The sequence below is a fragment of the Phyllobacterium sp. P5_D12 genome, from assembly GCF_054049495.1.
This window is the reverse complement of record NZ_JBFUMG010000084.1, coordinates 1-12,876: the sequence shown is the minus strand read 5'-3', so window position 1 is coordinate 12,876 and position 12,876 is coordinate 1. Positions and strand designations below refer to the sequence as shown.

11 protein-coding genes are annotated in these 12,876 nt (G+C 57.0%); 8 read left to right on the top strand and 3 right to left on the bottom strand.

Annotation, left to right across the window (positions count from 1 at the left end; genetic code table 11):
- From ACXJ5O_RS08380 to ACXJ5O_RS08355, 6 genes are all read left to right on the top strand, one after another.
- On the top strand, positions 1-331 hold a 331-nt coding region (locus ACXJ5O_RS08380), incomplete at its 5' end, for a tautomerase family protein (RefSeq protein WP_457299484.1).
- A 269-nt stretch (positions 332-600) separates the two neighbouring features.
- Positions 601-1,437: an outer membrane protein assembly factor BamD gene (locus ACXJ5O_RS08375; protein WP_210000402.1), complete on the top strand. Its 837-nt coding sequence runs from the start codon at positions 601-603 to the stop codon at positions 1,435-1,437.
- 77 nt (positions 1,438-1,514) lie between these two features.
- Positions 1,515-3,191: a DNA repair protein RecN gene (gene recN / locus ACXJ5O_RS08370; RefSeq protein WP_457299483.1), complete on the top strand. Its 1,677-nt coding sequence runs from the start codon at positions 1,515-1,517 to the stop codon at positions 3,189-3,191.
- Between the two features lie 114 nt (positions 3,192-3,305).
- A complete protein-coding gene (gene ligA / locus ACXJ5O_RS08365) occupies positions 3,306-5,450 on the top strand; it encodes an NAD-dependent DNA ligase LigA (RefSeq protein ID WP_457299482.1) in 2,145 nt (714 codons plus the stop codon).
- Complete coding sequence (locus tag ACXJ5O_RS08360; protein WP_457299481.1) at positions 5,447-6,151, top strand: DUF2461 domain-containing protein; 705 nt, start codon at positions 5,447-5,449, stop codon at positions 6,149-6,151. Before ligA ends, ACXJ5O_RS08360 begins: the two co-directional genes overlap by 4 nt.
- A gap of 215 nt (positions 6,152-6,366) precedes the next feature.
- Positions 6,367-8,637, top strand: coding sequence for a TonB-dependent hemoglobin/transferrin/lactoferrin family receptor (locus ACXJ5O_RS08355; protein WP_457299480.1), 2,271 nt, complete (start codon positions 6,367-6,369; stop codon positions 8,635-8,637).
- 103 nt (positions 8,638-8,740) lie between these two features.
- On the opposite strand, the gene ACXJ5O_RS08350 is transcribed toward ACXJ5O_RS08355, so the two are convergent.
- Positions 8,741-9,085: a cupin domain-containing protein gene (locus ACXJ5O_RS08350; RefSeq protein WP_457299479.1), complete on the bottom strand. Its 345-nt coding sequence runs from the start codon at positions 9,083-9,085 to the stop codon at positions 8,741-8,743.
- 150 nt (positions 9,086-9,235) lie between these two features.
- Between ACXJ5O_RS08350 and ACXJ5O_RS08345 the strand changes: the two genes are divergently transcribed.
- Together ACXJ5O_RS08345 and ACXJ5O_RS08340 are read left to right on the top strand one after the other, a co-directional pair.
- Complete coding sequence (locus tag ACXJ5O_RS08345; protein ID WP_457299478.1) at positions 9,236-9,979, top strand: AzlC family ABC transporter permease; 744 nt, start codon at positions 9,236-9,238, stop codon at positions 9,977-9,979.
- Complete coding sequence (locus ACXJ5O_RS08340) at positions 9,979-10,272, top strand: AzlD family protein (RefSeq protein WP_457299477.1); 294 nt, start codon at positions 9,979-9,981, stop codon at positions 10,270-10,272. The genes ACXJ5O_RS08345 and ACXJ5O_RS08340 overlap by 1 nt, the downstream gene beginning before the upstream one ends.
- Positions 10,273-10,279: 7 nt before the next feature.
- Here ACXJ5O_RS08340 and ACXJ5O_RS08335 read toward each other — a convergent pair whose 3' ends face one another.
- Complete coding sequence (locus ACXJ5O_RS08335) at positions 10,280-12,121, bottom strand: aminopeptidase P family protein (protein WP_457299476.1); 1,842 nt, start codon at positions 12,119-12,121, stop codon at positions 10,280-10,282.
- Positions 12,122-12,304: 183 nt separating this feature from the next.
- Positions 12,305-12,876, bottom strand: a 572-nt coding sequence (locus ACXJ5O_RS08330) for a hypothetical protein (protein WP_457299475.1), incomplete at its 5' end; no start/stop codon positions are given.

The window sequence follows — 12,876 nt, the reverse complement described above, 5'->3', positions numbered from 1 at the left end:
TTCCGATAGTCTGCATCAAGCCATGGTCCAGGCCTTCAATGTTCCGCTTGCGGATCGTTTCCAGGCCATTCAGCAGCATCGCCCAGGGGAGTTCGTGTTCGACCGCAATTATTTTGGTGGTCCGCGTTCAGACGACTTTATGGTGTTCGAGATTACCATCGCCAGAACCCGTGATACTGCGACGAAACAGGCATTCTACAAACGCTTGGTCAAACTGCTTGGTGAGGCGCCCGGCGTCAGACCGGAGGACGTCATGATAATCATCAGCACTTCAAGCCGGGATGAATTGTCTTTCAGTAGTGGTGAAGCCCAGTTGCTTGAAAACGAATAGTCTACGCAAGATAAGCGAATCTTAGGGATTTCCAGCTCATTTTCAGCTCCGCCACAAAATTGGACGATTACATGGCAATAAGATTGCTGATTCTCGTCGCTTGTGGTTTATGACCGCCCAACCGACGGTAGATTGACTATGCCTAGAGTGTGGGCTGCAAACGTGATATCGGGTTTGCGATCATTGCTCTTAAATTAATATATGGGGCCGGAAACAGCATGGCGAATAGCAGAATGTCGATGAACAAAGGCTTTGGGGGCAAGGCCAGGATGGCCTTTCTACTCCTTCCAGTCGCCAGCGCTATAGCCATTTCCGGTTGTGCCTCGAAGGACGATGACATCGATCTCAATGCCTATGTCGACACGATCGAACCTGCAGACGTTCTCTATAACCAGGCTCTGGCCAACCTGAATTCCGGCCGTCTCGATGAGGCCGCCAAGAAATTCGATGCTGTCGACCGCCAGCATCCTTATTCGGAGTTTGCCCGCAAGTCGCTGGTGATGGGCGCRTTCGCCAATTACCGCGCAGGCAAATATGACGAGTCGATTGCCATGACCAAGCGCTACATTGCGCTTTATCCAACGCAACCAGAGGCGGCTTACGCTTATTACATCACCGGCCTTTGCTACTACCGCCAGATCCCCGATGTGACACGCGAGCAGAGCATGACTCGCCGCTCGATTGCTGCGTTCAACGAGGTGGTCGAACGCTACCCCGACTCCGAATATGTCGAGGATTCCAAGCAAAAGATCCGCTTCGGCCGCGATCAGCTCGCCGGCAAGGAAATGCAGGTCGGCCGCTACTATCTCGAGCGTAAAGAATACCTGGCAGCGATCAAACGCTTCCGCGGCGTTGTCGAGCAATATTCGAACACGCGTCAGGTGGAGGAAGCCTTGGCCCGCTTGGTTGAAGCCTATTACGCCTTGGGCATCACCAATGAAGCCCAGACAGCGGCGGCGGTTCTCGGCCAGAATTATCCGGACAGCGAGTGGTACAAGGACAGCTACAAACTGCTGCAAAGTGGCGGGCTTGAACCTCGGCAGAACGCCGGCTCATGGCTATCCAAAGCCGCAGAAGCTATCACTGGTGGTAAAGACGGCGTCTAAAGCAATTCCAGGAAAAGTGGGAACCGGTTTTCCGTCCGGAATTGCGTAAAAACGAAGAAACCCTAACCCGAGCAACCATGCTTTCGCATCTGTCGATCCGCGATATAGTTCTGATTGAACGGCTCGACATCGAGTTTCGCGAAGGTCTGTCGGTGCTAACCGGCGAGACAGGTGCAGGTAAATCCATTCTGCTCGATGCTTTGTCGCTGGCCTTGGGGTCGCGCGGCGATGCCTCGCTGGTGCGCCATGGCGCTGAACAGGGTCAAGTTACCGCTGTCTTCGATGTCGTAGGAAGCCATCCGGCCCGCGCGCTGCTGCGTGAGAACGACATTGACGACGATGGCGATATCATCCTGCGCCGTGTGCAGAATGCCGATGGCCGCAGTCGAGTTTTCATCAATGATCAGGCCGCAAGTGTCACGCTGCTGAAAGAACTTGGACGCAGGCTTGTCGAAATCCATGGCCAGCATGACGACCGTGCGCTTGTCGATCTCGATATCCACCGTACCTTGCTTGATGCCTTTGGAGCGCTTGAAATCAAGGCGGCGCTTGTGCGTACACTTCACAAGACCTGGCGCGATACGGAACATACGCTGGTCCGCCACCGTGCCAAGGTGGAAGCCGCAACCCGCGAGGCCGACTATCTGCGCGCCTCGGTTGAAGAACTTGCAAAGCTCGATCCGGAACCGCTGGAAGAAGAGACACTGGCGATCAGGCGCACGGACATGATGCGTTCGGAAAAGATCGCTGGCGATGTCAATGATGCCAATGAGGTGCTCTCCGGCAACGCGTCTCCTGTGCCCTCCCTTGCCAGTCTGGTCCGCAGGCTGGAGCGCAAGGTGCCGGAAGCTCCGCAGCTGCTGGAGCCGGTCGTCAAGGCCATCGACGAGGCCCTGAATGCGCTGGCGGAGGCGCAAAACGGCATCGAACAGGCGATCCGAGCCATCGATTTCGACCCGCGTGTGCTTGAGCAAACGGAGGAACGGCTCTTCGCATTGCGTGCCGCTGCGCGCAAGTATTCCGTTGCTGTCGATGACCTTCCGGCGCTGCGTGACCGGATGGATGCGGATCTTGCCGATATCGACGCGGGAGCTGAGCGGCTGGCAGCGCTAGAGAAAGAGGCGCAGGCCGCACGCGACGCCTATGATCTGGCCGCGCTCGCACTTTCAAACGATCGTCACGAGACTGCCGAGCACTTGAAGCAGGCTGTCATGGCGGAACTGCCGGCCCTGAAACTCGAGCGCGCCGAGTTCATTGTCGAGATGACGACGGATGCAGAGAGCCGCACAGCGGATGGGATCGACACGGTCGAATATTGGGTGCGGACCAATCCGGGCACACGCCCCGGTCCCATGATGAAGGTCGCGTCCGGCGGTGAGCTCTCGCGCTTTCTGCTGGCGCTGAAAGTAGCCCTTGCAGATCGCGGCTCGGCGCCGACGCTGGTGTTCGACGAGATCGACACGGGTGTGGGCGGTGCGGTCGCCGACGCTATTGGCCAGCGTCTGCGGCGCCTTGCGGGTACAGTTCAAGTTCTCTCCGTCACGCATGCGCCGCAGGTTGCTGCAAGGGCTCAGACGCATTTCCTCATCGCCAAGGCCGCCGCCGGTAGTGATCGCGTGGCGACATCCATACGGGCGATGGAAACCGGCGACCGGCAGGAGGAAATCGCCCGTATGCTCGCCGGCGCCAGCGTCACCGACGAAGCGCGCGCCGCAGCAGTGCGGTTGCTCCGGGAAAACGCTGCACTTATTTAGCCTGATGTCAGGAACTGGCTGCTGTTGTGTCGAGTGCGCACTTTGAACGATGCTTTTCCAATTCTCTTACGCTAATCTCCCGCCCGAATCCGTATTTTCAGCGTCGGACAAAACATGGCAGATATTCCCGTAGAACAACTAAGCGAGGCGGATGCCACTGAGGAGCTTGGCCGCCTTGCAACCGAGATTGCCCAGCACGACTACCGCTACAATACGGAAGACGCACCAATCATCTCGGATGCCGAGTATGATGCGCTGCGGCGCCGCAATCTTGCAATCGAACAGCGTTTTCCGCATCTGAAGCGTGAGGACTCGCCATCGAACAAAGTCGGTGCCGTCGCTTCGGAGAAGTTCGGCAAGGTAACCCATTCAATTCCAATGCTCTCCTTGGACAATGCCTTCCATGACAGCGATGTCGAGGATTTCGTCGGCCGCATCCGCAGGTTTCTCAAGCTTGGAGCCGACGCGAAGATTGGCATTACGGCGGAACCCAAGATCGATGGCCTGTCGCTTTCCCTCCGCTACGAGCTTGGCAGGCTGGTGACGGCGGCAACCCGCGGCGACGGCACCACAGGCGAAAACGTCACGCTCAATGCCCGGACAGTTGCCAGTATCCCCAATGTGCTCAGCGGCAAACCGCCCGAGGTGCTGGAGGTGCGCGGCGAGGTCTATATGAGCCACGCGGATTTCGCAGCGTTGAACGAGCGGCAGGCCAAGGATGGCAAGCCGACTTTCGCCAATCCGCGCAATGCGGCGGCGGGTTCCCTACGCCAGCTCGACCCCACGATCACCGCTTCGCGGCCGCTGCAATTCTTTGCCTATGCGTGGGGGGAGGTCAGCGACATGCCCGCCAAGACGCAAATGGGCATGGTCGAAGCGTTCAAGTCCTATGGCTTCCGCRTCAACCCGCTGATGCAACGGTTCGAGACAGTAGAAGCGCTGGTAAAGCACTATCACCAGATCGAGGAACAGCGGGCGTTGCTCGGCTACGATATCGACGGCGTAGTCTACAAGGTCGATGATCTGGCGCTGCAGCAACGTCTTGGCTTTGTCTCGCGCAGCCCGCGCTGGGCGATTGCGCATAAATTCCCGGCTGAACGGGCGATGACGATCCTCAAGGGCATCGACATTCAGGTTGGCCGCACCGGCGCGCTGACACCGGTCGCGCGGCTTGAGCCCGTCACGGTTGGCGGGGTGGTTGTCACCAATGTGACCTTGCACAACGAGGATTACATCAAGGGTATCGGTCAGAATGGTCAGCCTATCCGCGAGGGGCGGGACCTGCGCGTCGGCGATACGGTCGTGGTGCAACGTGCCGGCGATGTCATCCCGCAGATTGTCGATATCGTTCCCGACAAGCCGCGCGGAACGACGCCCTATAAGTTCCCGGATATTTGCCCCGCTTGCGGTTCCCACGCGGTGCGCGAGGAGGGTGAGGCGGTGCGGCGCTGCACGGGCGGGTTGATTTGCCCGGCGCAGGCGGTGGAGCGCATCCGGCATTTCGTCTCGCGCAACGCCTTCGATATTGAGGGACTTGGCGAAAAACAGGTGGAGTTCTTCTTCAAATCAGACGATCCGGCGCTGCATATCGGCACGCCTGCCGATATTTTCACGTTGAAGAAACGTCAGGCCGCCTCGTTGGCGAAGCTCGAAAACATCGATGGTTTCGGCGCGACTTCGGTCAAGAAGCTTTATGACGCGATCGACGACCGGCGTGAAGTTTCTCTGAGCCGCTTCGTTTATGCGCTTGGCATTCGCCACGTGGGTGAGGTCAATGCCAAGCGGCTCGCCAGAGCCTACCGTTCCTATGATGCGCTTGCCAGTGTGGCCATGGCCGCGCAACCGCCCCGGGACAAAGCCGACAAGGGCAACGATGCGTGGCGCGAGTTGAATGAAGTCGAGGGTATCGGCAGCATTGTTGCGGAGGCGCTGGTCGATTTCTATGCCGAGGAGCACAATCGCCACGCTCTCGATGCGCTTCTTGCCGAGGCCACRCCGCTCGATGAAGAAGTCAGAACCGTCGGCCACTCGCCGGTGGCAGGCAAGACCATCGTCTTTACCGGGTCGCTTGAGAGGATGTCGCGAGATGAGGCCAAGGCAATGGCCGAACGTTATGGCGCCAAGACGGCGGGTTCCGTCTCCAAGAAAACCGATCTCGTGGTGGCAGGTCCCGGCGCGGGATCGAAACTTGCGCAGGCCCAGACTCTCGGCATTGAAGTCATAGACGAGGATTCCTGGTTTACGCTGGTGGGCGCATGAGCGACGTGGTTTTCAAAGGCTTTGGCGACAAGGCGTTGCCCTTTCTGAAAGCGCTCGATTTCCACCAGAACCGAGAATGGTTTCTGGAGAACAAGGATATTTTCGATACTCATCTTTACGAACCGCTGGGCGATCTTGTTGAAGATCTGATGGCCCGGTTCGCGAAGGCGGGTCTCCCCTTCAGGGGCGATCGCAAGAAGTCGCAATTCCGTATCAAACGCGATGTGCGCTTTTCCAAAGACAAGAGCCCGTATAACCGCCACCTGTCCGCGCTTCTTTCGCCAGATGGCACAAAGTGGGCCGAAAGCGGCTGTTTCTATGTCTGCATCGGCCACGAAGATTATCGTGGCTGCTATGCCGCTGTCGCATGGTGGCAGCAGAAGCCGGAACTCCTGCTCGCGATGCGCAAGGCCATCGTCGACAAGCCGGAGAACTATCGCGCCATGGTCAAGGCGCTCAAGAAAAATGGGCTGGCGATGAAAGATACGGATGCATTGAAGCGTACGCCGCGCGGATTTGAATCGGTCACGGATGCTGATTTGATCGAGGCCTTGCGGAACAGGAATTTCGTCGTCCGCTATCCGATCGATCCCGCCGAYATCACTTCGCCAAAGCTTGCGGATGATCTTCTCGATTTTGCGGTGCGCGCCAAGCCGCTGATCGATTGGGGCAGGGCAATCGAGGGCACTGCAACCTCCTGATTCATATCATTTTGCCGCGGTTCGAATTGCGAATGCCGGATTGTGACAACGTGTAATTAATTAATGTTGACTTTTATAGTCTAGTTTTAGTAGTGAACATTTGTACGGCGTGGACACGCGCTGTCTATTTGCTCAGCAAGCCACTGACCCACAACGATATTTTCTTGTGACGTAAGCCAGCCAGGCATTCTCTTTTGGGTTTGGGGAACTGGGACATGGCTAAGAAGACTCTGCTTGCGCGCCTCATGTGTGGCGGCGCCGGTACATTGGTGATGGTTGGGTTGAGCACCGGCGCATCGATTGCACAAAACACCACAAACACTGGTGACAATATCGAACTCGAAACCATCGTCGTAAAAGGCGCAAGGCCGAAAGCCGCCGAGGGTGAAAAATCGCCATTGACCACCGTGACTGACCGGCAGGAATTTCAGGAGCGCATGGTCGAAAGTTTCGAGGATCTTGGCCGCCGTGTCGATGCCGGCGTCAATTTCAATACCCAGAACAATAGCATCAACTTACGAGGCCTCGATCAGAATCGTGTCCTGACGACGATCGACGGCATACGTGTGCCGTGGCTGACCGACCCCCGCAGCAATTCGGGCGGACTGAATGCCGTGGATTTCGACGGGCTTTCGGCGATCGACATTACCAAGGGTGCCGATTCCAGCCGTTATGGCTCAGGCGCTTTGGGCGGCGTCGTGCAGCTGCAGACGCTTGATCCGGAAGATCTTTTGACGGATGGGCGCAATTGGGGCGCTATAACCAAGGGCGTCTATGACAGTGCCGACCGGAGCTGGCGTACGAATGCCGCCGTTGCAGCGCGCGCCAACGATACGGAATTCCTGATCCAGGGCGGCTACAGGCAAGGCCATGAATTCGAAAGTATGGGCGACGTTGGCGGTTATGGCGCAACGCGAACAGAGGCCAATCCTTTAGACTTCGACCAAGGCAATTTTCTCGCCAAGATTTATCAGAACGTCGATGGCGGCCATCGGTTTGGCATAACCGGCGAATATTTCAAGCGCGATGCGGACATCGACGACAAGATCGGTTCGACGGCAAGCTACGTTCGAGGAAGTCTCGAATCCGGGGACGATGTCGAGCGCAAGCGGATATCTGCGAGCTACGATTTTATCTCGCCTGACAAGACCGGCTGGATCGATGAGGCGCATGCCATAGCCTATTGGCAGCAGCAGGTCCTCACCAAGACAACGGACGGCGTTCGTTTGCCTGATAGCCGGGCGCGAATAATTCGCGGAGATCCATTCTTTTACGGTTATCCCTCCGGCATCTATACGCGTGACAATGAGCTGAAGCAGGACAGTTACGGCCTCACCGGCAATGTCCTGAAAAGCACCGAGATCGGCAATCTTACACACACGTTCCGTGTCGGCGGGGAAATCTACCGCCAGGATCTGCACCAATATTCAGCAGGCGTCGACAATTGTCCCGATGTCGATTGGTCCACGATTCCACAACCTTTCGGTCCGCAATCGTGCCGGATGCTGCATTCGAATTCATCCGATATGCCAGACGTCGAATCTCTCGCAGTCGGCCTCTATGCCGAGGATGACATCGATGTCCTGAATGGCCGTGTGACAATCACACCCGGCGGACGTTTTGACTGGTATGATCATCGCCCGCAATCGACTGCTGCTTATGAGGCTGGTCCCAATTTCGACGGTACGATACCTTCCTCCAACAGCGACTCGCGCTTCTCTCCGAAGCTCCGCGCAACGTGGCACGCTGCTCCGGACCTCGACTTCTATGCTCAGTGGGCACAGGGGTTCCGCGCTCCGACCGCGCTGGAACTCTTCCAAAATTACGGTGCGCCCGGCTCCTATGCCAGAATCGGCAATCCTGATCTTAAGCCCGAAACCAGCAACGGGTTTGAAATCGGCGCGAAACTCGAAAACGAGACCTATGGTTTTGGCGGCAGCATCTTCAACAATTACTACCGCAACTTCATCGAGGAAGTGACCATCGCGCCTCCTGGTGCGGAATTTCCGGTCGGCGGTATCACAGGCTATGCCAATCTCGATCGCGTCCAGATCTATGGCGCGGAACTGCGTGGCCACGTGAACTTTGCCGATCATTGGCGCACCTGGGCCTCCGTCGCATGGACCGTCGGCAAGGACACGGAAAATGACGAATATCTGAATTCGGTGCCGCCGGTTCGTGCGATCATCGGGCTGGGATACGCGGTAGAGGATTGGGGCAGCGACGTGTCACTGACCATGGCCTCACGCCGTGACAAAGTCAGCGACGGCGGTTTCGTTGCCCCCGGATATGCGTTGGTCGATACCACTCTCTGGTGGGAACCAAAGTTCGCCAAGGGAATGAAGCTTCAGGCGGGCATTTTCAACGTCTTCGACACGAAGTACTGGAACRCGCTCGATGTGCCGGATTCAATTTCGCCCACGATAGCAGATCGCTATACGGAAGTTGGCCGCAGTTTCCGTGTTTCGTTGACGCAGAAGTTCTAGAGCAATTCCAGGAAAAGTGGGAACCGGTTTTCCGTCCGGAATTGCGTCAAAACAATGAGTTAGATGCCTCTGATCTCCCCTCAATGGGGGGGAGATCAACATTCTATTCAAGCCATTCCGTTACGAACACCTCGTTGGCGTGGATATCGATTGTCTCCAGTATGCCCGGCCCGAGGTTTTCAAATTTGTGCGGCGTGTTGGCGGGCGAAACGACGATCTGACCTTCATAGGCATCGATGATTTGATCCCCGACGGTAAACCGCGCATGACCTTTGCGGATGATGAATGTCTCCGTGTAGGGATGTTTGTGTAAACGCGGCCCGGCGCCGACGCGCTCCTGATGGTTGAAAATCACCGAGACGTTGGTTCCGTACGGCTTGCCCGTGACCTCTCCCTGCCAATTCTTGGGATCGGTCGCCCAGACATCGCGTTCTATTATATGCGGCATTTTTAGTCTCCCTTGTCTCGTCGATGCAAAATAATCGTGGCAAAATCACGTGACAAGAACGGATGCATTCCCGGTCACTGCAGTGACATTGATGATATCAATCAACAAATGTGACGTGACAGCCAGTTGAAGCTGTCCTAGAGCAGACCAATGGACGAACAAATACAGCGGCAATCGGTTCCCGCCGATCCAGGCCGTGCGCGCACCCAGTTCTGGGAAGGCTTCGCCAAAGGCTTGCCCATCATGATTGCTTCGGCGCCGTTCGGGCTGTTGTTTGGCGCTCTGGCCGTCGACAATGGGTTCACCGTGTTTCAGGCGGTGCTGATGAGCGCCGCGATTTTTGGCGGTGCAAGCCAGATGGTCGGCATCGAGCTGTTCGGCCACAATGTCCCTGCCTGGCTGATCGTTTTTTCCATTTTCGCCGTAAATTTCCGCCATGTGCTCTATTCGGCGGCGGTGGGACGGCGCATTGGCCACTTCAAACCGCTGCAGAGCGCTCTCAGCTATTTCCTTTTGACCGATCCTCAATATGCGGAAACCGAGAAGCGCGCGGAATCCGGGAAACCGGTCACTTTCATCTGGTACCTTGGCGTCGCCACGCCGATTTACGTGATGTGGGTCACAGAAGCCTGGATCGGGGGTTTGTTCGGCAATCTGATATCCGACCCGCATGCCCTTGGTATCGATATGCTGCTGCCGATCTATTTTCTTGGGCTAGTCATGGGGTTTCGCAAGCGCGATAACTGGGCGGCGATCGTCATCGCCAGCGCCGTGGTTTCAATCATTGCCTACAAGACGATTGGCTCGCCCTGGCATGTCAGTATTGGCGCTCTTGCTGGCATTCTTATGGCTGTGATTGTCGCCAAGCCAGAAAAAGCGAAGGGGCAACGCTGATGTCCTCGACAACGTGGATCATAATCGCCGGTGCAGTTCTGACATTCCTGACGCGTATCGGCGGTCATCTGGTGCTGTCGCGCTTCGAGCGCATTCATCCTCGCGTCGAAGTCGCGCTCAATGCGGTGCCTGCCGCGGTTTTGACGACGCTTGTTGCCCCCGCCGCCGCGGAGGCCGACTGGCGCGGATTGATCGCACTTGCCTTCGCCGGTCTTGTGGCTCTGCGCTTCAATGCGCTGACCATGTTTCTCGCTGGCGGAGCGGTGATCATCCTGCTGCGCCAGTTCTCCTGACTACAAACTAGCTCTCATGACCGAAGGGCTCGGTCGCGCTGATCAGCCATTCGCGCGCCGGGCCATTCGTGTGCGGCAGCAGCGCCGCGCGAACCCGCGCATGATAGGCGTCCAGCCAGATGAGCTCTTCCCGTATCAACAGGCTGGTGTCGATCAGCCGTCTGTCGATGGGGCAGAGCGTAATCGTCTCAAAGCCCATCATCGGAATATCGCCACCTTCCGGCACTTTCGGCTCCGTGACGATCAACAGGTTTTCGGTGCGGATGCCATAGCCGCCAGCGCCGGGCTTGTAATAGCCGGGTTCGTTGGAAAGGATCATGCCGGGAAGCAGTTCGTGTACGCCGCGCTTCGAGATGCTTTGCGGCCCCTCATGCACAGACAGGAATGAACCCACCCCGTGCCCGGTGCCATGACCATAATCATATCCCTGTTTCCACAGAGCGATGCGGGCAAGCACATCGATATCCATACCGCGTGTTCCCTTTGGAAAGCGGGCGGTGGAGATGGCAATCATGCCCTTGAGCACCAGCGTGAATTTGCGCTTCATATCATCTGAAGGCTTGCCGACCGGCAACGTGCGGGTGATGTCGGTGGTCCCGTCGCGATATTGACCACCGCTGTCGATCAGATAGAGCTCACCGTCCTCCAAGGTGCGGTTTGACGCGGTGCTGACACGGTAGTGCGCAAAGGCTCCATTCGGTCCAGCCCCTGAAATGCTGTCGAACGAGAGATTTTCCAGCGGCATCTGGAAGCTCTCCGCCACAGTCTGGCGGGTTTCTTCCAGTTTCGTCGCCGCGATGATCTCATCGATTGTGCCCGGCGCCTGGCTATCGATCCAGGAAAGGAAGGATACCATTGCTACGCCGTCGCGCTCATGCGACTTGCGTGCGCCTTCAAGCTCGACCGTGTTCTTGAGCGCGCGCGGCAATCGCGCCGGATCGAGGCCGTCCACGACTTTTCCACCGGCTTTTTCGATGATCAGACGCAGCTTTTCCGCTGTCAGCGCCGGATCGAGCATCACGGTCTTGCCCTCACCGGCAAAGGCCGCAACGTCGCCCTCCAGTGTTGAAGGGGCGCGCAACGTTGAAAGCTGGGTGAGATAGGCTTCCGTTTCGATCGGCAGCTTGCGCTTGTCGATGAAAAGCAGCGGTTCGCCCGATGCCGGAATCAGCGCGAAGGCGAGGGGAAGGGGCGTGTTGCTGACATCATTGCCGCGAATATTGAAAGCCCAGGCGATAGAGGATGGATCCGTGAGGATCGTCGCATCGGCCTTGGCTTTGGCAACGGCACCGGCCAGTTCATGCAGCTTCTGGCTTGCGAGCTTGCCGGCATATTTCTCCGGCTGGATCGTGACGGCTTCCAGCGGCGGGGCAGGCTGGTCGTCCCAGATCATGTCGACCAGATTGTCTTTGACTGCAACGAGCGTACCGCCGTTTTTCTCCAGAGCCTCGCGCAAAGATTTGGTTTCGCTGATCGTGTGGAGCCAAGGATCAAAGCCGATGGTGAGTTTCTTGTCGACATTGCGCAGCCACACGGGAGGCGGCGTATCGACGAGACTTTCGATCGTGAAGACGTCCGGATCGGTCTGCTCTGCTGCCTGCAACGTGTAGCGCCCGTCGACGAACAGATAGGCTTTGCTTTTCATAATCAGGGAAACACCGGCAGAGCCAGTAAAACCCGTCAGCCATGCCAGGCGGCGGGCGCGGGCAGGCACATATTCGCCCTGGTGTTCATCGGCGCGTGGCACGAGAAAACCATCGAGGCCAAGGTTTTCGAGTTCATCTCGCAGCTTGGCGACACGGGGCCCTCCGGTGGCAGGATTGCTTGTGACCTCAAACGACTGGAACATGGGAATCTGGACCTCTTTGCTTAGCGTACGACCCAAAAATCTTTGCGATTTTTTGAACAAGGATCATGCGCCAATGATAGGGTCGAAACCTAGCCTCCCGTTTTCACGCACGCAATGGAGGAGTGTATCTAGCAACCGATTTAATMGGGGTTCAGATGCTTGTCCTGGACGAGCATTGGATTGCTACCTCACCATCCAGCGTTCGAGCAAAGTGCGGGTGCCGTCTTGGACCGCTTTCCATTGCGAGAGCTCATCCTTTGCAAGGGAGCCCTGCACGGCAAGCTTCAAATCTCTGAAATAGAAAGTAAAGTCGCATCCTTCGCTGAGGCTGAGGCATTCAAGAAGCGCTTCTTCTTCCACGTTCACATAAGTTTGGAGCCAAAAATCGAGAGGCGTAATTCGCGTCAACGCGCTCTCGAAAGGGATGCGTTCCTTGTACATATCCATTTCAAATTCAATGCTTGAGAACGGAAATCCCGGAGTATCTTCTCCGTCCGGAATGACTCGAACGTAGGGGACGCGAATAAGATGAGACCCGTCCGGAGGATCCAGTTCTTCAGGAGCCCATCCACTGGCATAGAATGCTTCCCTCTTTGAGGGCGCGAGGGTCGGCATCCAAAAGGCGAAGTCAAAACCATCCTGATAACAGTTTACACCTTCAGGTGTTGGTCTGGAAAAAAGATAAGCATAGGGAATGTTAAAAGCCTGCTGCCCCTTCCAGGCGGCGGTAAACGAGATATACCGGGTCCATATTC